This window comes from Ruegeria sp. CDSA034, from assembly GCF_059612275.1.
The window spans coordinates 152,245-170,325 of sequence record NZ_JBXWQH010000005.1 but is presented as its reverse complement, the minus strand read 5'-3'; the positions used below and the strand labels follow the sequence as shown (position 1 = coordinate 170,325).

The 18,081-nt window shown below is 57.8% G+C and carries 24 protein-coding genes; 13 read left to right on the top strand and 11 right to left on the bottom strand.

Going from position 1 to position 18,081, the window contains the following annotated elements; genetic code table 11:
- The first annotated feature begins 11 nt into the window (after positions 1 to 11).
- Positions 12 to 539, top strand: a complete 528-nt coding sequence (locus tag AC2FLJ_RS11490; protein WP_496699632.1) for a flagellar basal body-associated protein FliL — start codon at positions 12 to 14, stop codon at positions 537 to 539.
- A 37-nt stretch (positions 540 to 576) separates the two neighbouring features.
- On the opposite strand, the gene AC2FLJ_RS11485 is transcribed toward AC2FLJ_RS11490, so the two are convergent.
- The 8 genes from AC2FLJ_RS11485 to AC2FLJ_RS11450 form a co-directional block, all read right to left on the bottom strand.
- The gene (locus AC2FLJ_RS11485; RefSeq protein ID WP_282152839.1) at positions 577 to 921 is read right to left on the bottom strand and encodes a hypothetical protein; all 345 of its coding nucleotides are present in this window, start codon (positions 919 to 921) and stop codon (positions 577 to 579) included.
- A complete protein-coding gene (gene flhB / locus AC2FLJ_RS11480; protein WP_282152838.1) occupies positions 921 to 2,006 on the bottom strand; it encodes a flagellar type III secretion system protein FlhB in 1,086 nt (361 codons plus the stop codon). Before flhB ends, AC2FLJ_RS11485 begins: the two co-directional genes overlap by 1 nt.
- Complete coding sequence (locus tag AC2FLJ_RS11475) at positions 2,003 to 2,776, bottom strand: flagellar biosynthetic protein FliR (protein ID WP_496699631.1); 774 nt, start codon at positions 2,774 to 2,776, stop codon at positions 2,003 to 2,005. Before AC2FLJ_RS11475 ends, flhB begins: the two co-directional genes overlap by 4 nt.
- The gene (flhA, locus tag AC2FLJ_RS11470) at positions 2,773 to 4,860 is read right to left on the bottom strand and encodes a flagellar biosynthesis protein FlhA (protein WP_496705876.1); all 2,088 of its coding nucleotides are present in this window, start codon (positions 4,858 to 4,860) and stop codon (positions 2,773 to 2,775) included. The genes AC2FLJ_RS11475 and flhA overlap by 4 nt, the downstream gene beginning before the upstream one ends.
- A gap of 9 nt (positions 4,861 to 4,869) precedes the next feature.
- Complete coding sequence (locus AC2FLJ_RS11465; RefSeq protein ID WP_432653536.1) at positions 4,870 to 5,559, bottom strand: lytic transglycosylase domain-containing protein; 690 nt, start codon at positions 5,557 to 5,559, stop codon at positions 4,870 to 4,872.
- 73 nt (positions 5,560 to 5,632) lie between these two features.
- Positions 5,633 to 6,061 (bottom strand): Lrp/AsnC family transcriptional regulator, encoded by a 429-nt coding sequence (locus AC2FLJ_RS11460; RefSeq protein WP_058273002.1) that lies wholly within the window; start codon positions 6,059 to 6,061, stop codon positions 5,633 to 5,635.
- A 34-nt stretch (positions 6,062 to 6,095) separates the two neighbouring features.
- The gene (locus AC2FLJ_RS11455; protein ID WP_496705873.1) at positions 6,096 to 7,328 is read right to left on the bottom strand and encodes an MFS transporter; all 1,233 of its coding nucleotides are present in this window, start codon (positions 7,326 to 7,328) and stop codon (positions 6,096 to 6,098) included.
- 3 nt (positions 7,329 to 7,331) lie between these two features.
- Positions 7,332 to 7,595: a metal-sensing transcriptional repressor gene (locus tag AC2FLJ_RS11450; protein WP_496705871.1), complete on the bottom strand. Its 264-nt coding sequence runs from the start codon at positions 7,593 to 7,595 to the stop codon at positions 7,332 to 7,334.
- Positions 7,596 to 7,730: 135 nt separating this feature from the next.
- On the opposite strand from AC2FLJ_RS11450, the gene AC2FLJ_RS11445 reads away from it, so the two are divergent.
- The 7 genes from AC2FLJ_RS11445 (at position 7,731) to AC2FLJ_RS11415 (ending at position 12,514) form a co-directional block, all read left to right on the top strand.
- On the top strand, positions 7,731 to 8,345 hold the full coding sequence (locus AC2FLJ_RS11445) for a ribonuclease D (protein WP_496699626.1): 615 nt from the start codon (positions 7,731 to 7,733) through the stop codon (positions 8,343 to 8,345).
- A complete protein-coding gene (locus AC2FLJ_RS11440; protein ID WP_496699625.1) occupies positions 8,342 to 9,304 on the top strand; it encodes a KpsF/GutQ family sugar-phosphate isomerase in 963 nt (320 codons plus the stop codon). Before AC2FLJ_RS11445 ends, AC2FLJ_RS11440 begins: the two co-directional genes overlap by 4 nt.
- Before the next feature lie 15 nt (positions 9,305 to 9,319).
- Entirely contained in the window at positions 9,320 to 9,919 is a 600-nt protein-coding gene (lptC, locus tag AC2FLJ_RS11435; RefSeq protein WP_496705868.1) for an LPS export ABC transporter periplasmic protein LptC, read from the top strand.
- Between the two features lie 3 nt (positions 9,920 to 9,922).
- Positions 9,923 to 10,414, top strand: coding sequence for an LptA/OstA family protein (locus AC2FLJ_RS11430; RefSeq protein WP_058272997.1), 492 nt, complete (start codon positions 9,923 to 9,925; stop codon positions 10,412 to 10,414).
- Complete coding sequence (gene lptB, locus AC2FLJ_RS11425) at positions 10,414 to 11,172, top strand: LPS export ABC transporter ATP-binding protein (protein WP_058276524.1); 759 nt, start codon at positions 10,414 to 10,416, stop codon at positions 11,170 to 11,172. Before AC2FLJ_RS11430 ends, lptB begins: the two co-directional genes overlap by 1 nt.
- Positions 11,173 to 11,425: 253 nt before the next feature.
- Positions 11,426 to 11,989 (top strand): ribosome hibernation-promoting factor, HPF/YfiA family, encoded by a 564-nt coding sequence (hpf, locus tag AC2FLJ_RS11420; RefSeq protein WP_058273067.1) that lies wholly within the window; start codon positions 11,426 to 11,428, stop codon positions 11,987 to 11,989.
- Between the two features lie 60 nt (positions 11,990 to 12,049).
- The gene (locus AC2FLJ_RS11415; protein WP_058273066.1) at positions 12,050 to 12,514 is read left to right on the top strand and encodes a PTS sugar transporter subunit IIA; all 465 of its coding nucleotides are present in this window, start codon (positions 12,050 to 12,052) and stop codon (positions 12,512 to 12,514) included.
- Positions 12,515 to 12,576: 62 nt separating this feature from the next.
- On the opposite strand, the gene dalA is transcribed toward AC2FLJ_RS11415, so the two are convergent.
- Entirely contained in the window at positions 12,577 to 13,092 is a 516-nt protein-coding gene (dalA, locus tag AC2FLJ_RS11410; RefSeq protein WP_282120905.1) for a divisome-associated lipoprotein DalA, read from the bottom strand.
- A gap of 169 nt (positions 13,093 to 13,261) precedes the next feature.
- Here dalA and AC2FLJ_RS11405 point away from each other — a divergent pair, with 169 nt between their 5' ends.
- On the top strand, positions 13,262 to 13,861 hold the full coding sequence (locus AC2FLJ_RS11405) for a L,D-transpeptidase (RefSeq protein ID WP_109311276.1): 600 nt from the start codon (positions 13,262 to 13,264) through the stop codon (positions 13,859 to 13,861).
- 140 nt (positions 13,862 to 14,001) lie between these two features.
- Entirely contained in the window at positions 14,002 to 14,184 is a 183-nt protein-coding gene (locus AC2FLJ_RS11400) for a hypothetical protein (RefSeq protein ID WP_010442520.1), read from the top strand.
- 76 nt (positions 14,185 to 14,260) lie between these two features.
- Here the strand turns inward: AC2FLJ_RS11400 and hemH are convergent, their stop codons facing one another.
- Entirely contained in the window at positions 14,261 to 15,310 is a 1,050-nt protein-coding gene (gene hemH / locus AC2FLJ_RS11395) for a ferrochelatase (protein ID WP_496705865.1), read from the bottom strand.
- Positions 15,311 to 15,367: 57 nt separating this feature from the next.
- A complete protein-coding gene (locus AC2FLJ_RS11390; protein ID WP_282170835.1) occupies positions 15,368 to 16,198 on the bottom strand; it encodes a methyltransferase domain-containing protein in 831 nt (276 codons plus the stop codon).
- 16 nt (positions 16,199 to 16,214) lie between these two features.
- Between AC2FLJ_RS11390 and AC2FLJ_RS11385 the strand changes: the two genes are divergently transcribed.
- The 3 genes from AC2FLJ_RS11385 to AC2FLJ_RS11375 are packed head-to-tail and all read left to right on the top strand — an operon-like array spanning position 16,215 to position 18,068.
- Complete coding sequence (locus AC2FLJ_RS11385; protein ID WP_496699619.1) at positions 16,215 to 16,943, top strand: double zinc ribbon domain-containing protein; 729 nt, start codon at positions 16,215 to 16,217, stop codon at positions 16,941 to 16,943.
- A 37-nt stretch (positions 16,944 to 16,980) separates the two neighbouring features.
- Entirely contained in the window at positions 16,981 to 17,238 is a 258-nt protein-coding gene (gene grxC / locus AC2FLJ_RS11380) for a glutaredoxin 3 (RefSeq protein ID WP_108861637.1), read from the top strand.
- Positions 17,238 to 18,068, top strand: a complete 831-nt coding sequence (locus tag AC2FLJ_RS11375) for a carbon-nitrogen hydrolase family protein (protein ID WP_496699616.1) — start codon at positions 17,238 to 17,240, stop codon at positions 18,066 to 18,068. Before grxC ends, AC2FLJ_RS11375 begins: the two co-directional genes overlap by 1 nt.
- Positions 18,069 to 18,081 lie beyond the last annotated feature (13 nt).

Sequence of the window (18,081 nt, the reverse complement as noted above, 5' to 3'; positions counted from 1 at the left end):
GGGAGAGAGTGATGAAAAAACTGATCCCGGTCGTCCTTCTTTTCGCGGGCTTGGGTGGCGGCATCGCGGCAGGCGTGTTTCTGGCCCCTTCGGACAAAAAGGCAGACGTTGCCAAAGATATGAACGTCGAGTCAAAACAAGACAAGACTAGGAAGAAAGATCCGAATACCACGACAAATAAGTCCGGCAAAGCGGACAAAAAGGAAGGTTCGGGTTCTTATGAGTATCTGAAGCTGACCAAGCAATTCGTGGTTCCGATCGTGGAATCTGATCGGATTGCAGCACTTGTCACCATGTCGCTAAGCCTTGAGGTCACACCTGGAATGGCCGAGCCGTTCTATGCCTCGGAACCCAAACTTCGTGACCGCTTTTTACAGGTGCTGTTCGACCACGCCAATACCGGTGGTTTTGACGGGAATTTCACCCGCTCGGATAACCTGGGGGTCTTACGCGAGGCACTGCTGGATGAGGCGCGCAAGGATTTGGGGAACGATGTCTCAAAGGTTCTGATCATGAGTGTGAACCGTCAGGATACGTGACGGGTCGGCGGGCCTTGGTTGGATCACGGGCAGGTCCTTACTGGGGTTTTTTGCATAAATTTGAAACCGCCTGCTTGCGCCCGAATGCGACGCGCAGATTCGCAAGGGCCGTCAGCTTTTGTGCTCGTAACCGCGCAAGTTGCATGTTGAGCTGCCTGCGTGTCGCCGATTCCCACCCGTTCCAGAGAACATCCGTTCCGGTAACACGGTAGCCTTCTGCAGACGCTGTCTCTTGCCGGGTTTGTTGGACTTGGGCGTCAAGTCGGGCCAATTGCTGTTGTACCCGTGCCTCGGCCTCCAGCAGCGGGCGCAGGGATTGGTATTCTCGCTGAAACGAGGCTTCGGTCACTTTGGCCAGATCCTGCAGCTGTGTGCGTTGCATCAGATTTGCCCCTTCACCCGTTTGCGCATCGCCTCAGCAAACCGGATCGCAGCGGCGACGGGGCGGTAATGTTCTTCCGAGATCTGCTGCCCGATCTCGACCGTGGCATGCAGAGCACGCGCCGTTGGCGGATCCGGGTGGATTGGGACGCCGGCATGCCCGGCGGCCTCGCGAATGGCGGCTGCGACGGAATCCACGCCCTTTGCCACGCAGACCGGTGCCGATCCGGCGGTCCGGGACCATTTCAGCGCGACGGCAAAATGGGTTGGGTTGACGATTACAACATCGGCTTTTGGTACCTCGGCCATCATCTGATTGGTTGCGATGTCCTGGGCGCGCTGGCGGCGCTGCTGTTTTACATGCGGGTCGCCTTCGGCATCTTTGGTCTCATCCTGGATTTCCTTGCGCGACATCCGGTTCTTGCGCATGTGTTCGGCGTATTGCCAGACATAATCGATCACCCCGATGGTCAGAGCCACCGCAATGACGATGAACATGAACCGAATTAGCAGATTCATCATAAACATCACTGAAGACTGGGCTTGCGTCGCGCTTGCAGACAGAATCTCGCTGAGGTTGGCGCGCAGAAAAAGCGCCAGGCATGTGCAATAGATCACCAGTTTTGCAAAGCTCTTGGCAAATTCGAACAAGCCGCTGCGTCCAAATTTGTTCTTCGCATTGGACGGTATCGAAATGCGCGACAGCTTGGGTTTCAGTTTGGTGGGCGCAAAAACAAGCGCACGTTGCGAAATCAGGCTGAGCAGGACGGCGGCAGCAGGCAGGCCAAATAGGACCGGAACAGACCAAGCAGCCGCCTGAAGCATCCCCCCCACGGGGCTGGAAGCCGAACCTGTTGTCAGCAGTTGGCCAAAATCATCAGCCTGATCAATCAACACGACGAACAATGTGCCCATACGGTCCACAGCGAATTGCCCCGCAGCAAATATGGCAATCAGCAAACCGACATAGGCCGCTACGACGTTCAGATCGTTGGACTTGGCGATTTCCCCTTTTTCGCGCGCCTTCTGCAGCTTTTGCGGTGTCGCCTCAAAGGACTTGTCACTGTCGTCGTCCTGACCGCTCATCTTGCAACCTCAAGTGGGTTCACAATGAAGGCGAACAGGGCATCGGACCACACCGACAAGATCAAAGGGGTGCCCGCAAACAGCAGAAACAAACCCGCGAAGGTGATCGCGGGGGCGCCGACAAAGGCCACCATCAACTGCGGCATCGCCCGGTTTATGACCCCAAGCGCAAGGTTATAGATCAGCGACGCGATGACAAAGGGCATTGCCAGGCTGAACGCCAGACCAAAACTGCGCGCGATTTGTTGCACGCCCCACTGCGACAGGTCCGGTGCCAGTGGAACAACGCCCATTGGAAACAGCGTGTAACTGTGGATCAAGAACTGCGCAACGCGGATGTGCAGGCCCAGCAGAACCGCCAATGTCAGACCTGCGAGTGTCAACAGATATCCCATTGCAGGAACAGGATCGACAGCGGCCCCGCCCAGAATCTGTGACAGCGATGTCGATTGCGCCGCGATGGACCCCGCAGTTTGCAAGGCCAGCACGAACAAACGCAAACCAATGCCCATTGCCAATCCGACAAGTGTTTCGGTGCCAATCATCCGCACCAAAGGCAACACACCTTGCCCGTGGTCGGGCGCAGGAACAGCGGGCGTAACGATCAGTGTAAATGCCGCGGCGATCCCCAGCTTGAGGCGGGTTGGAATGCTGCGTTCCCCGAAGGCGGGTAATAGCGATACCAGCGCCGACACGCGCAGGAAGACAGCAAAGAGGTGCCACAGGCCATCTGCCAGTTCCGGTAGCAATGCGGGCGGCACGGCGATCATGCGGGTATCGTTCCGACCAAAGCGGGTCTGGCCTCGAGCCCGATTTCCTCAAAGGACAGGACCGGATTCGACACCCCCCGCGCCTGCATGATCGTGCGCAGCAGTCGACGCCGGCGGGTCGAGGTCACGACGGCCGGGAACACCCCGTGATCAGCGGATTGCGAGACGGTTTCGACGACACCATCTGCCAGTTTGTTGAACAGGTTCGGCGGCAGGGCGACATCCAATCCGGCGTTGGGCGCGTCGATCTGGTACGAGGCAAACGTGTCTTCCCATTCAGGCGCAAGCTGGATCAGCGGAATGGAGCCGTCTCCCCGCTTCATGTCGGCAACCAACTGGAAACCCAATCTCTGCCGGACCAGTTCGCAAATCCCTTCGGGTTGGGTCGTCGTCAGGCGCGCCTCAGCCACAGTTTCAAGGATCAGGGCCATGTTACGGATCGAGACTTTTTCCTCCAGCAGCAGTCGTAATACAGAATGTAACGTGTCGATCGGCACCTTGTCCGGGATCAGCTCGTCCAGCAGCTTGCGGTTCGCTTCAGCCCGAACCGGATCGCTAAGCCGTGTCATCTCGGACAGCAGGCGGCGCAGGGATTTCAAAGTCAGCAGCCGCGCGAAGTTCTGTTTGATGATCTCAAGCAGATGAGTCGCCAAAATCTCGGGGGGAGAAACGATGGTCGCGCCGCTCAGCGCCGCGGCTTCCTGATCCTTTGGTAGAATCCAGCGCGCCGGGGCGCCATAAACAGGTTCGGTCACATCATTGCCTTCGGGCAGCATGTCATGGCCGTCCTGCACCAGCGCCAATACCAGATCTGGGTTGAGAACACCGCGCGCCTGCTCGACCCCCTGTACCTTGATCACATAGGTTCCCAGTGGAAGTTCTGCCCGGTCGGTCAGGCGGATGTCAGGCAGGATCAGTCCAAAGCCCGAGGCGACATATGTGCGCATATTGGCAATTCGTGCGTCCAACCCGGTGCCGGGGTTGAGAACCATGCTGACAAGATCAGGGGCGAATTCCAGATGAACATCATCCAGATCCAGAATGTCCCCGATGGCTTGGGAAACCGGGGTTTCATCCTCTGATGAAGGTGCCTGTTCCGCGTCTGTTTCGGCCTTTTGTTTGCGGTGAACCGAGTATGCCGCATACCCCAGAACGCCCGCGCCGAGGATGAAGGGCAGAAAGGGCAGGCCGGGCACCAGCGCAAACAAGACCATCAGCATGGCCACTGTGCCCAAAGCGGCCGGATGCCGACCCAATTGCGAAAAAATCGCGCCGTCGGTTGCACCCTGAGTACCACCCCGCGCCAGCAATAGCGCCGAGGCGATCGAGATGATCACAGCGGGAATTTGCGAAACCAGCCCGTCGCCGACAGTTAGAATGGCATAGGTCTCAAACGCGGCAGAGATGGGCATTCCCTGCACAATCACGCCCATAATCAGGCCCATCACAAGGTTCAGAAGCGTGATCAACAGCCCCGCAACCGCATCCCCCTTGACGAATTTCGAGGCCCCGTCGAGCGAGCCGAAGAACGTGGTTTCCTGTTGTTCACGTTCGCGGCGCTCTTTCGCTTGCTGATGATCAATGGCCCCGGCGGACATGTCGCTGTCGATGGCCAGCTGTTTGCCAGGCATTCCGTCCAGAGCAAACCGCGCGCCGACCTCGGCCATGCGGGCCGCGCCCTTGGTGATGACCATAAAGTTCACGATCAGCAGCACACCAAAAACGACGAGGCCCAGAAAGATGCTGCCGCCCATAACAAAATTCGCAAACCCCTCGATCACGTCTCCGGCAGCACTGGGGCCGGTATGGCCCTGACCGATGATCAGCTTGGTCGAGGACACGTTCAGCGACAGCCGCAGCATCAGCGAGGCAAGCAGGATGGTTGGGAAGGACGAAAAATCCAGCGGGCGTTCGATGAACAACGTCAGAGTGAAGATCAGAATCGCCAATGCAAATGAAGCGGACAAGCCAACATCCAGTACCCATGAGGGCATCGGCAGGATCATCATCACGATGACAGTCATCAACGCCAGCGCCAGCAGCACGGTCGGAGAGAAAAGCGAACGGGCGTCGATCTCGGGCACACAGAGCTCCTAGTTGAACTGGATAAAGGCCGTCGCGGCACCAGCCACCGGCACCAGCGATCCCATCGCGCCAGTGTTGGCAGGCTCTGCCCGAGGTGGAATTAATGGATCGGCAGCCCCGGTAAACGGATCGCGCGTCGCAAATGCGTTTGGAGTTTGCTGATCCAACTGAGCCAGAACGGTTTGAAAACGCGTCACGTAGGTGTTTGCCAAAACGGGTGTGCGCGAGTGATAGGCCCCGGCGGCAGCGTTCCACGAGCCCAGCTCGGTATACAGCTCTTTCAGAAACCGCGCGGCATATGTGGCGTTTTCATCGGGATCGAACATGGCGTCGATCGAGCGGAACGCCTTGCCGTGCCAGCGGTAGTTGATCTGGAAACACCCGATATCAAAGCTGCGTTTGCCTGCTTTGAAGATTTCGAACACATATGATTTTGCCTCGAACTCTGAGGTGAACCAAATGCCCTTTCCTTCAACATTGATCGTCCAGGGCCAGGGTTGCAGTACCCCGTCAACCGTGCGGCCTGTTTCAACCCGGGCAATGGCGCGCATGACATCCAGCGGCACGTCTTCGGACCGGGCGGCGCGCTGGGCGGCTTGGTCGCAGGTGCGGGCCGTTTGGGTGTTGGGCATGGCAAAACCCTGCGGCGCAGCCAACAGCGTCACCAGGGTCAGTCCTAAGATCGTTCGATATGGCATTCTGCCGGTCCGGGATTCTGATCAGTCCGGGCCAAGCTAGCTGTGTCAGGGTTTACAGAGGGTTATCGACTACTCAGTTTCGGTCGATCCGGCGGCCGAACACGACACTGGTGTTGGTTCGCAAAACCCCGGGGATCTTTGCCAATTCGTCGACCAGTATGTCCAGATCCTCGATTCTGGGGGCTTCGGCGGACAGCAGCAGGTCGAATTCCCCATTGATCGACAGGCAAAGTTTGACCTCGGGATAAGTTTCCAGCCGCTTGATAATACGTTTGGTCTCTTTTTGCTGAACCTCAAGCAAGACAACGACCTGAACGCGCGGGGCGTCTTCAGGGGCGCTCAGAACCACCGAATACCCGGCAATCACGCCGCGTTCTTCCATCCGTTGGATGCGTTCGTGCACGGTGGTCCGGGCCACACCCAGTTTCGCCGCGATCTTGGTCGTAGATTCGCGGGCGTTGTGCTGCAGGGCTGTGATGATGCGGCGGTCAAGCTGATCCATAGGGCCAAGGTGTAGTGCAAATACCTTGGGATGCTCAAGGTTTGTCAGCGTGTTCGTCCGACGTGACTTTCTGCCTGGAACGCGGCCAGATCAGAAGCGCAACACCAAGCCCCAAAAGGGCCGCCATAGTCATCCAGATCAATGTCTGTTCGGTCCCTTTGGTGGTCATCAGCCACCCGGCCAACGGGTACAGCACCAGCCAGCAGGCATGGGACAGGGTGAACTGCGCGGCGAAAACTGCTGGTCGGTCTTCCGGGCAGGCCGTGCGTGTCAGCAGGCGGCCGGACGGTGTCAAAGTGGCTGAATAGCCAAAGCCAGCACCCGCCCATAACACCGCGAGCCCCCACAAAGTCATCTGGGTCGAGGCGAACAACCCCGCTGCAACGGCCATCGTAAGTGTCCCGAATGCTGCACCAGCCAGCATAACGCTGCGATCCTCGTAGTTGTTCAGAAGAGACGGCAGGATGAAGGCCGCCACCATCGAGCCGCCGCCATACCCGGCCAATGCAACGGCCACAGCACTTTCCGACAGTCCAAGATCGGCGCGCACGATGACGACAGTGTTGACGATGACCATCGCGCTGAGTGACGCGGCCGTCCACGTCAGCGCCAGCAAACCGCGCAACCGTGTCGTACCAAGGTATAGGCGAATGCCCCGGGTTGTCCGGTCGTAAACCCCCCTGCGTTTCGTCGGTTTGGGCGAAGGCAGGGCGACCGACACGACAAGGATTGTCGAGGCAATGAACCCAAAGCTTGTGCCCCAGAACAAGCTGTCAAAGCTCATGATCAACAACAGCGCCGCAGCCAGAGCGGGACTGAGCAGGCTTTCGAAGTCATAGGCCAGCCGGGACAGCGACAGGGCTTTGGTATAGTCTTGCTCATCTGTCAGAACATCCGGGATCGTTGCCTGAAAGGCAGGAGTGAAACCGGCAGATGCCGATTGCAGCAAGAAGATCAACATATAGATTTGCCATATCTCGGTTACGAACGGCAGGCAAAGCGCAACGGCGGCACGCACAAGATCTAGCACCACCAACATTTTGCGTCGGTCCAGCCGTTCTGCAAACGCAGCGGCAAGCGGGGCGACAACCACGTAGGCCACCATCTTGATGGTCAGGGCGGTTCCCAGAACCATACCCGCCGCGTCACCGGCCAGATCAAAGGCGAGCAACCCCAAGGCAACCGTCGCCAGCCCGGTTCCCATCAACGCAACCACCTGAGCCGCCAGTAAATGCCGATAGACGCGGTTCTTCAGGACGCTCAGCATCGGTCAGAGGTACTTTGTGATGGTTTTGAAATCTTCCACGTCCGGGTTTTTGGTTGCGGTCGTTGGTGACAGGCAGTGATCAATATGATCGTGGATCAAGGCCCGTTTGGCGTTGGTAATCGCCTTTTCAACCGCAAAAAGTTGCTGTGCGATGTTGGTGCAGGGCTCTTGATCTTCGAGCATGGATATTACCCGGGCCAGATGCCCGTGTGCCCGTTTCAGACGCGCGTGGATCTGCTGGTGCGATTCGTGTTTGTGCTGTGTCATGCAATAACCCTATCCCCCCCCATAGGGATATGGTCAACGTAACCTGCGGGTCCCTGCCGCACTGTCATGGATAGCGTTGAGTTTAGAGACCAAACCTCCTATCTCGGGGGCGATACCGGACAAAGGACAAGCCCCGTGGCAAACCATCTTTACAAAAACGACCTGCCGGACGGGTTGGATATGGGCCCTGTTGTGGCCATTGACTGCGAGACTATGGGGCTAAACCCGCATCGGGACCGGCTGTGCGTGATCCAGATGTCGGGCGGCGACGGAGACAGCCATATTGTTCAGGTCGAAATAGGCCAGACCGAGGCCCCGAACCTGTGTGCGATGCTGGAAAACACTGACGTGCTAAAGCTTTTCCACTTTGGCCGTTTCGACATTGCTGCGATGTACCACGCATTTGGCGCATTGGCCGCTCCGGTTTATTGCACCAAGATCGCCAGCCGGTTGGTGCGCACCTATACGGATCGCCACGGGCTGAAGAACCTGTGTCAGGAGTTGATCGGTGTCGATATCTCAAAACAGCAGCAGATGAGCGACTGGGGGGCCGAGACCCTGACAAATGCGCAGCTGGATTATGCGGCTTCGGACGTACTGTACCTGCATCAACTGCGCGAGGCGTTGGACGGGCGCTTGGCCCGCGAAGGCCGCAGCGAAATGGCGCAGGCCTGTTTTGACTTCCTGCCGATGCGTGCGAAACTGGACCTCGCCGGTTGGCCCGAAACGGATATTTTTGCGCACTCATGACCGATAACGAAGCATTCCTGAGAACCGCACGTCAGGTCATCACCGACGAGGCCCGCGCGCTGGACGTGCTTGCCGAAAGCCTGAATGAAGATTTTGCCGAAGCCGTGCAGATGATCCTACAGGCTCCGGGCCGCATCATCATCAGCGGTATCGGCAAATCTGGTCATATTGGCCACAAGATTGCCGCCACGCTGGCCAGCACCGGCACGCCCGCCTATTTCGTGCACCCGGCCGAGGCCAGCCATGGCGATCTGGGCATGGTGTCAAAAGGCGATGTGGTTCTGGCGATTTCCAATTCGGGCGAAGCGCCGGAGCTGGTCAATCTGCTGGCCTTTACCCGCCGCTTTGGCATTCCCTTGATTGGTTTGTCCAGCAAACCGGAAAGCACGCTGATGAAGCAGGCGGATGTGCATCTGTTGATCCCGTCGCTGGGCGAAGCTTGCGGTTTTGGCATGGTGCCCTCGATTTCAACCACTTTGACGTTGGCGATGGGCGACGCCTTGGCCATTGCGTTGATGAAGTACCGTGATTTCAAGCCCGAGGACTTCCGCGCCTTCCACCCTGGCGGCAAGCTGGGGGCGCAGCTTTCAACCGTGCGGGATTTGATGCACGCTGATCTGCCAGTTGTGTCTGAGGGCACCCCCATGAGCGAGGCACTGCTGGTCATGAGCCAGAAAAGCTTTGGCGTTGTCGGCGTGACGGATGAGACGGGCCGCCTGATTGGCATCGTGACTGACGGCGACTTGCGTCGGAACATGGACGGCCTTCTGGACAAGACCACAAAAGAGGTCATGACCACCAATCCGCTGACCATTTCCCCGAACGCAATGGCGGAAGAGGCGGTGGCGATCATGAACGACCGCAAGATCACTTCGCTGTTCGTGGTCGACCCCGAGACACAAGGCCCAGCCGAGGGGCTGCTGCATATCCACGACTGCCTGCGCGTCGGATTGGGCTAAGCGGAGGGTAGTGCGGTGGACGGACACTCACGCAGGGTACAGTTCTTCAAGGTGGTGCTGCCGTTGGTGGCTATCGCTATGCTGTCGACTGTGTTCCTGCTGTCGCGCAGCATTGAAACCAATGTGTCCGTGCCCTTCAACCAGCAGGATATCGATGAACGTTTGGCGGATCAGGTGGTGACGCAGCCCAACTACCAAGGAACAACCCGCAAAGGCGAAGACGTTCAGATCGAGGCAAGCCGGGCAACGCAGGGTACTGAGGGCGAAGCGCCAACAGCGGCCGAATTTCGGGGCCGCTTTGGCCTGCTGAATGGCGGCGTAATCACTTTGGATTCCAACTCTGGCATGATCCGTCCGGACAAGAATACGGCTACCTTTGTCGGGGATGTGGTTATAACAACAACGGACGGCATCGTCGTCACAACGGATCTATTGAACACCGCGCTGGACGAAATTCAGGGCGACACGCCCGGTCAGGTCGACGGAACCGGTATTATTGGTGATTTTACTGCGGGCAGAATGACATTTGGGACTGAAAAAAAAGATGGACCGGTCCATATTGTTTTTACAGATGGCGTGAAGTTGGTGTATGAGCCTCAAAAAGCAGAAAGATAACCTGTGTTCTATTTTCGATTAGCCCTTGTAAGCGCTGCTCTGGTAACTGGTGCGATCTCTGCGACAGCGCAGGAAACTCAGGTTGCTTTCGGTTCGGCCAATGCCGACCCAAGCCTGCCGGTCGAGGTGACCTCGGAAAAGCTGAACGTAAATCAGGAAGACGGCTCGGCCGAGTTTCTGGGCAACGTGATCGTCATTCAGGGCGAAATGCGGCTGACGGCGGAACGCGTGCTTGTCATTTACAACGAAGACCGTTCAGGCATCGAACGGATGGAAGCGACCGAGGATGTGATTCTGGTCAGCCCTCCGGATGCGGCCGAAGGCGACTGGGCGGAATACACCATCGATTCAGGTGAGATCGTCATGAAGGGCAACGTTCTGCTGTTGCAGGGGCCAAGCACGATCAGCGGCGACCAGATGAACGCCAACCTGACCACTGGCAAAGCGACGATGACCGGCAACGTGAAGACCATCCTGCAGCAGGGGGCCAACTGATGGCTCAGCCAAACCTGACGGTAGCCGAAGGCACCTCTGGCCTGAAAATCGAAAAGCTTCGCAAGTCTTACCGAAAAAAGACAGTGATCCGCGACGTTTCCATGACCTTGGGCCGATCCGAGGTGGTTGCGCTTTTGGGCCCGAACGGGTCAGGCAAGACCACCACATTCTATTCGGTCGCGGGCCTTGTGTTTCCTGAGGCTGGCACTGTTACGATTGACGGTCAGGTTGTCACAACGCTGCCTATGTATCGCCGCGCGCGTCTTGGGATCGGATATCTGCCGCAAGAGATGTCGATTTTCCGTGGCATGAGTGTCGAGGACAACATCGCCGCCGTTCTGGATATCACCGTCAACCACGCCCACCGCCGAAAAGAGCGGCTGGAAGAGCTGTTGTCCGACTTCTCGATCGAACACCTGCGCCGCGCACCCGCGCTGGCCCTGTCGGGCGGTGAACGCCGCCGGGTCGAGATCGCGCGTTGTTTGGCAGCAGATCCGAAATATCTGTTGTTGGATGAACCCTTTGCGGGGGTCGACCCGATCAGCGTCGGGGATATCCGCCACCTGGTTGCGGACCTGAAAAAGCGTGGAATCGGCGTGTTGATCACCGATCACAACGTGCGCGAAACTCTAGAGATCGTGGATCGTGCCTACATCCTGCATGACGGTCAGGTCCTGATGTCCGGCACACCCGATGAAGTGGTCGAAAATGAAAACGTGCGCCGGGTTTACCTGGGCGAAAACTTCCGTATTTCATGAGCTTGCGCAGATTTTCGCCGGGCGCATAGCGGAAATCACGTATATACACGCCTGTTTTGATTGACTCTCCCGCCGTCTCTTGCCTCAATTGGACTATGGCATTTCTTCGGTTCCCGACTGGATCACGACGCCCCTTCCTTGAAGGGGGGCCGGTGCGGTTACCGCAGGATTTGCCGATGTCCCCCACCCGATAAAAACAAGCGCGTCGCATTACGTGACGTCAGAAATGGGTGTGAATAGTGAAGGAGATCACATGCGTTACCAAATCAGCGGAAAACAGATCGACATCGGTGCGGCCCTGCAGACTCATGTGCAGACCGAACTGGGCGAGGTCGTGGGCAAATATGCCCAACGTCCGACAGATGCCAACGTCGTCTTTTCCCGTTCAGCGCATGAATATGTATGCGAAACCACAGTGCATCTTTCCACAGGTCTGACCGCTCAGGCCAAGGCACACGCAACCGAGATTTACGCGGCGTTTGAGGGATGCTGCGACAAGATGGAAACGCAACTGCGCCGTTATAAGCGCCGACTGAAAGACCACCACAAAGATCGGTCCGAGCCTGTTGAACTCTTCGGAGCGTCGTCTTATATCCTCGCCTCTGACGAATCGGAGACGGCTGACGAGCCCGATACTCTGCAGCCCATGATCGTGGCTGAGATGGAAACCAAGATCCCATCGCTGAGTGTTGGAGAGGCGGTCATGCAGATGGAACTTGCCGGTGCGCCGGTGCTTGTGTTCCGAAACGAAAACAAGGACGGATTGAATGTCGTGTACCGTCGCGAGGACGGTAACATCGGCTGGATTGATCCGTAACAGGCAAGACTAGCAAGGCACGCCCCTGCAATTGCAGGGGCCCCGCCGTGGAGCGTGATGATGGAGCTTTCGAGCATATTAAAGCCCGAAGCAGTACGTGTGTTGTCCGCCGCTTCTAGTAAGAAGCGGTTGTTTCAGGAAATTGGTGATGTTGCCGCCGGGACTTTGCACCTGGATGCGCAGACTGTCGTCGATTGCCTGCTGGAGCGCGAAAGTCTGGGGCCGACCGGGGTTGGGCACGGTGTCGCCTTGCCGCACGCTCGGCTGACAGATCTGGACTCTGTCTCGGGTGTGTTTGTAATGCTCGAAAAACCGATTGATTTTGGATCGGTCGACCGGCAGCCGGTGGACATCGCATTTGCACTGTTTGCGCCGGAAGAGGCGGGTGTCGATCACCTTAAGGCGCTTGCGCTGGTGTCCCGTACTCTGCGCGACACGTCAGTTTGTACAAAGCTGCGGGCCAACCCTGATCCGGTCAAGCTTTACGCGATTCTGACCGAAGCGCAGTCCATGCAGGCCGCCTGACCTTGCAGAAATAAAAAAAGCCCCCGAAAGCTGGGGGCTTTTTTCTTCGAGGCGGCTTTTGCTTACCCGCCTGCTCCCATTTCCAGTGTCCACCAGATTTTCCCGCCACCTTCCTGATGCCAGGAAAAGCCCATTTGTGATGCTTTGGGGTCCATGATCACGGCTCGGGGGCCAGGTTCCTGCATCCAGGCGGCCAAGGTTTCGGTTTCGGTCTCATAGGTTTCCGAGATCGCCTCACCCAGGAAAGTCCCGTAATAACCAACGCGTTGCGCGCGATCTATGGGCGACGAGCCGTCCGAACCGAAGTGCCATGGGCGGTTCTGGCGCGCCATGTCCTTAGAGTGGGTCGCGGCCGCAGCATTCAGCTGCGAGTTCAGCTGCACCGCCTGCAAACCCTGAGCCTGGCGCAAGGCATTTACCGAATCCAGCATACGGAACTGGAGCTTTTCGGGGTTGCCGCGAATCTTGTAGACCGATGGCAGTGGACGGCCATCTGATCCGTAAGTTGGGGTGCTGCTTGGGGTACATGCAGCCAGCGCAACAAAGCAAAGAAACAGTAATGTGATAATACGCGTCATGATCGACCTGATTATTGTGTCGATATACGGCATAGCGCGCCATGCAGCCTTGGGCAAACCTGCAATGGCTGATTCTTGCATGTTTCTGCCGGTTTGATTTGCGATTGACGCATTCTGGCAATAAAATACGTAAAAATTTCAGGACATCTTTCGCAAAGGACCGGTCACTATGGTCAAGAAACCCATTCACTCATCTAGCCGCCGAGGATTTCTGGCCGGTGCTTCGGCCCTGCTGGCATCGCCGGCGATTGCCCAGTACATTCCAGGTGACCCACTGCGCCCAGCACCCGAGGCCGAGCCAGACGTGCGTCGCAATGTCTCGGGGTTCCGCGCCCTGGATTGGCAGCCTTATTTCTCGAATACGAGAAATGGGGCCATTCTGGTCGATACGGTGTCCCGAGCGCTGCATTATTGGTCAGATGATCAATCTGTTTACAAACTCTACCCCTCATCCGTTCCGCTGACCGAAGAATTGACCCGCCGGGGCCGCACCAGCGTCATCCGCAAAGTTGAGGGTCCCAGTTGGTCACCGACACCTTCTATGAAGAAACGAAATCCCGAATGGCCAGATCATATTCCGCCGGGCCCTGATAACCCATTGGGAACACATGCTTTATACCTGAGTTGGAAATACTACCGGATTCACGGAACGCATGACACGCGCAAAATTGGTCGCCGGTCGTCGAACGGATGCATCGGCCTGTTCAACGAAGATATCGCTGAGCTGTTCTCGATGGCGAAGGTCGGCACGCAAGTGTTGCTTATTTGACGACATTTTCGCGCACGAACCCGCTTGTGGCTCAAGTTGCAATTGCATTCCAGTCATATAGCTGATTAGAAAAAAACCACGAGGTAAGTCTTAGGTGTGCGGATCCGATTGATGGAGCCGTGCAAACTCTGGAGGTTAATATGAAAAAACTCGTTCTCGCCGCTGCATTGACTGCTGCTGCTTCGACCGCTTATGCCGGTAACCTGGAAGAGCCGGTTGTTGAAGCACCGGTTGTTGTAGAGGAAACTCAGGGTTCGTCGCAGGGTATCATCCTGCCGCTGATCCTGCTGGTCGTAGTTGCCGCAGCTGTTGCAGCAAGCTAATTTGACGAGCTAAATCTAGAGAAAAGGCGGTGGAGCGATCCACCGCCTTTTTTCATTTCTTGATGATGGGAAACGGTCAGTCGAGCCAGCCCTTCAGATTGTCTTCGATTACCTTGCCCAGTGCGCCAATGTGCGAATCATCGTCATTGAGGCAGGGGATATAGGTAAAGGTCTGACCGCCGGCCTCTTCAAAGCTTTCCTTGATCTCTTCGTTGATCTCTTCCAGCGTCTCGATGCAATCGGCGGAAAACGCGGGCGCTATAACGGCGATGTTCTTCTTTCCCTGCCGCGCCAAATCAGCCACGTGATCCACGGTATAGGGTTTCAGCCATTCTTCGGGACCGAATCGCGATTGGAAGGTTGAGACCAGCTGATCGTCCGACCAGCCCAGCCGTTCCTTCAGCAATCGGCTCGTTTTCGCGCATTGGCAATGATACGGGTCGCCCTGCTGCAAATAGCGCTCTGGCATGCCGTGATAGGAACAGACCAGGACATCCGGTTTGGTCTCCAGCGCCGCATAGGCTTTTTCCACTGACCCGGCCAAAGCGTCGATATAGACAGGCTCGTCGAAATAGGCTGGAACGGTGCGAGACGCAGGTTGCCAGGCTTCGTCCATAAGCGCGCGGAAAAACTGATCATTGGCTGTTGCCGTGGTCGCGCCCGCATATTGCGGGTAGAGCGGGAAGAACAGAATTCGATCACAGCCCGCGGCCACCATTTCACGTACTTTGGATTTGGTTGAGGGATTGCCGTAGCGCATGCAGAAATCGACCATCACCTGATCGCCGTACCGTTCTTGCATCGCATCGCGCAACTTGGCTGTCTGGTCCTTGGTGATCGTCATCAGCGGGCTTTCGCCCTTGTCATGGTTCCAGATCGACTTGTAGGCCTCACCCGAGCTGAACGGGCGCTTGGACAGGATGATGCCTTGCAGAATCGGCTGCCACTTCCACTTGGGATAGTCGATCACGCGTTGGTCCGACAAAAACTCGTTCAGATACCGGCGCATCGGCCAATAGCTGTAGTCATCCGGTGTACCGAGATTGGCCAGCAGAATGCCGACGCGGCCCATTTTGACCTTTGGGTGGTCTGCGGCGGCATGATCGGGGCGAGTGGCGTCAAACATCTGATGCTTCCTGAGATTTCTCTGTACTGGCCTGAGATAACCGGAAAAGCCCGGTCGTCAATTGGACAGTTTACCTTCTTTTGTGCCCAGCGCATCCGCAAGCCGCGCTTTGGCCGATCCGGGGCGCAATGGTTTCTGTTGGCTGTCATCCGGAGACCAGCCGGTCAAGCAGATCAATTCATAGGTGGCGGCCAACCGCCCCGCGGGTGTTGAGAAGTTGTCGGCATAGACCTGCTGCGCGCGCGTAAAAACCTGTCGCTTGGTGGGTTGTTTCATGCGCCCGGACAGGCTGTTGGTCTCACCCATGGCGCGTAGGTCATGCATCAGGTGCTGCATGTCGCGGTATTCCGCCGTCAGGCGCGCGGTGTCGGCGACCGGCAGCGCAAACCCCGCCCGTTGCAGCAACCCGCCAAGTTCGCGCAGCTCGGCCATCGGGACGATGCGCGGACTGAGGCCTCCGGTCACTTCGATTTCGGCCTGTCCCAATGCGGCGCGCAGCTCGTGCAGGGTTTCTCCGCCCAGACACACAACCAACAGCAACCCGTCGGGGCGCAGAGCACGGCGACATTGGATCAGTTGCCCAACAGGATCATTGGCCCAATGCAGCGCCATGGCGTGGATGACCAAATCATGCGCACCGGGGGTCAGATCCAGAACCTCATCATCCGCAACGATCCGCGTCCCGGGCAGCACGTCCTGCCAGATATGCGCAAATGGCGTCACGATCGCCGGGGCCGTAAAGGTTTTGTTAACCATGGAGAGCCGATCCTGCACTTCGTCCACAGCGGCACGATGCAGGAACAGGGCCTCATCCTTCGCGCGGGCGCGGTGCCGGGTAAGGACCTGGCGATCAAACAAAGAGGGTGTATTGGACACAGGCAGTTTCATAGGGCGCAATTATCGCATGTGGCACCAGATTCAAACCGCTGTCGCGCTGATCTATCCGCCGCGCTGTCTGGGCTGCGGGGACCTGACCGAATCGGATTTCGGGCTGTGTGGGCCCTGCTGGCGCGAGACGTCCTTTATCGGAGGAGTTGTTTGCGAAAGCTGCGGGGTGCCGTTACCGGGGGTTTCAGACGGTCACCGGATTGAGTGCGACGATTGCTTGGCTGCGCCGCGCCCCTGGCAAGATGGGCGTTCGGCCCTTTTGTACGATGGCAAAGCGCGGTCGCTGGTGCTGGCCTTGAAACATGGTGACAGGCCCGAACTGGCGCGCCCTGCCGCACGCTGGCTGGCGCGGGCCGGGCAAGAGATATTCCGCGAGGGGATGCTGCTTGCGCCGGTGCCTTTACACTGGTCCCGGTTGTTGAAACGCCGGTACAACCAGTCCGCCCTACTGGCGCAGCACCTTGGGAAAGAGGAAGGGCTTGAGGTGTGCCCGGACCTTTTGCTTCGCCACCGAAAGACGCCTGTTCTGGATGGCAAAACAGCGGCAGAGCGGGCTGAAGTCCTTAAAAGCGCGATCATCGCCCATCCAAAGCGGCAAGACCGCTTGCGGGGCCGCGATATCCTGCTGGTGGATGATGTGATGACGTCCGGCGCAACACTGGCGGCTTGCGCGCGTGTCTGCCTTGCATCCGGAGCAAATCATATTTCCGTGTTGACCCTAGCGCGCGTTGCCAAGGATGCCTAATTCGCCCAAGATTATGCGAAACGCGAAGGTACGGAATATGAAACCGGTAGAAATCTACACCTCGCCGCTCTGCGGCTTTTGTCACGCGGCCAAACGCTTGCTGAAACAGAAAGGCGTCGAATTCAAGGAAGTCGACGTGCTTATGCACCCCAAGCGCAAGCCCGAGATGATCCAGCGCGCCGGTGGCAAACGAACCGTGCCACAGATCTTTATCGGTGCGCAGCACGTGGGCGGCTGTGACGAACTGTATGAGCTGGAGCGTCAGGGCAAGCTGGATCGCCTGCTCGCAGCCTGATGAAGACCGCGCTGCTGCAAATCACCTCGTCGGATGATCCGGCCGAAAATCTGGACAGGGTGCGCGCCATGATGGCCGAGGCTGCGGAACAAGGCGCGCGGTTCATCCTGACGCCCGAGGTGACGAATTGCGTGTCCACCAGCACCACGCGGCAGCGCGAAGTCCTGCAGCACGAAGAAGATGACCAATCGCTGGCCGGCCTGCAGGATCAGGCCGCCGCGCTGGGTGTCTGGCTGCTGATCGGGTCTTTGGCGATCAAGACCCATGATGCAGACGGTCGGTTCGCCAACCGGTCCTTCATGATCGACCCGCAGGGGCAGGTCGTGGCGCGGTATGACAAGATACACATGTTCGACGTGCAGGTCACCGAAACCGAGACCTTCCGCGAATCAAAAAATTACCGCCCCGGCGACAAGGCGGTGATTGCCGACACTGATTTTGGCAAGCTTGGCATGACCGTTTGCTATGACGTCCGGTTTCCGGCGCTCTATGCGGCGTTGGCGCAGGCAGGGGCGCGAATCCTGACGGTTCCGGCCGCGTTTTCGCCGGTCACGGGTGCGGCCCATTGGGAATCGTTGCTGCGCGCCCGGGCGATTGAGACCGGCTGTTGGGTTCTGGCCCCCGCACAAACTGGCGAACACCCTAAGGCCCGCGGCAAGACGCGCTATACTTATGGCCACAGCATGGTAATTGCCCCTTGGGGAGAGGTTGTCATCGACGCAGGGACCGATCCGGGCATTCACATTTTCGATTTGCGTGATAGTTCTGTGTCTGAGGCGCGCCGTCGGGTGCCCTCGTTGACTCACGTCCGTCGCTTTGACGGACCCTGATCCAGAACCGGAC

Coding starts and splice junctions, on each gene's coding strand:
- AC2FLJ_RS11385 (WP_496699619.1), top strand. CDS start 16,215: ATGTGGCACCAGATTCAAACCGCTGTCGCGCTGATCTATCCGCCGCGC.
- AC2FLJ_RS11375 (WP_496699616.1), top strand. CDS start 17,238: ATGAAGACCGCGCTGCTGCAAATCACCTCGTCGGATGATCCGGCCGAA.
- hpf (WP_058273067.1), top strand. CDS start 11,426: ATGCGTTACCAAATCAGCGGAAAACAGATCGACATCGGTGCGGCCCTG.
- AC2FLJ_RS11455 (WP_496705873.1), bottom strand. CDS start 7,328: ATGCTGAGCGTCCTGAAGAACCGCGTCTATCGGCATTTACTGGCGGCT.
- AC2FLJ_RS11475 (WP_496699631.1), bottom strand. CDS start 2,776: ATGATCGCCGTGCCGCCCGCATTGCTACCGGAACTGGCAGATGGCCTG.
- AC2FLJ_RS11390 (WP_282170835.1), bottom strand. CDS start 16,198: ATGAAACTGCCTGTGTCCAATACACCCTCTTTGTTTGATCGCCAGGTC.
- AC2FLJ_RS11440 (WP_496699625.1), top strand. CDS start 8,342: ATGACCGATAACGAAGCATTCCTGAGAACCGCACGTCAGGTCATCACC.
- AC2FLJ_RS11450 (WP_496705871.1), bottom strand. CDS start 7,595: ATGACACAGCACAAACACGAATCGCACCAGCAGATCCACGCGCGTCTG.
- dalA (WP_282120905.1), bottom strand. CDS start 13,092: ATGACGCGTATTATCACATTACTGTTTCTTTGCTTTGTTGCGCTGGCT.
- hemH (WP_496705865.1), bottom strand. CDS start 15,310: ATGTTTGACGCCACTCGCCCCGATCATGCCGCCGCAGACCACCCAAAG.
- AC2FLJ_RS11490 (WP_496699632.1), top strand. CDS start 12: ATGAAAAAACTGATCCCGGTCGTCCTTCTTTTCGCGGGCTTGGGTGGC.
- flhB (WP_282152838.1), bottom strand. CDS start 2,006: ATGAGCGGTCAGGACGACGACAGTGACAAGTCCTTTGAGGCGACACCG.
- AC2FLJ_RS11415 (WP_058273066.1), top strand. CDS start 12,050: ATGGAGCTTTCGAGCATATTAAAGCCCGAAGCAGTACGTGTGTTGTCC.
- AC2FLJ_RS11405 (WP_109311276.1), top strand. CDS start 13,262: ATGGTCAAGAAACCCATTCACTCATCTAGCCGCCGAGGATTTCTGGCC.
- grxC (WP_108861637.1), top strand. CDS start 16,981: ATGAAACCGGTAGAAATCTACACCTCGCCGCTCTGCGGCTTTTGTCAC.
- AC2FLJ_RS11465 (WP_432653536.1), bottom strand. CDS start 5,559: ATGCCATATCGAACGATCTTAGGACTGACCCTGGTGACGCTGTTGGCT.
- AC2FLJ_RS11400 (WP_010442520.1), top strand. CDS start 14,002: ATGAAAAAACTCGTTCTCGCCGCTGCATTGACTGCTGCTGCTTCGACC.
- AC2FLJ_RS11485 (WP_282152839.1), bottom strand. CDS start 921: ATGCAACGCACACAGCTGCAGGATCTGGCCAAAGTGACCGAAGCCTCG.
- AC2FLJ_RS11460 (WP_058273002.1), bottom strand. CDS start 6,061: ATGGATCAGCTTGACCGCCGCATCATCACAGCCCTGCAGCACAACGCC.
- lptB (WP_058276524.1), top strand. CDS start 10,414: ATGGCTCAGCCAAACCTGACGGTAGCCGAAGGCACCTCTGGCCTGAAA.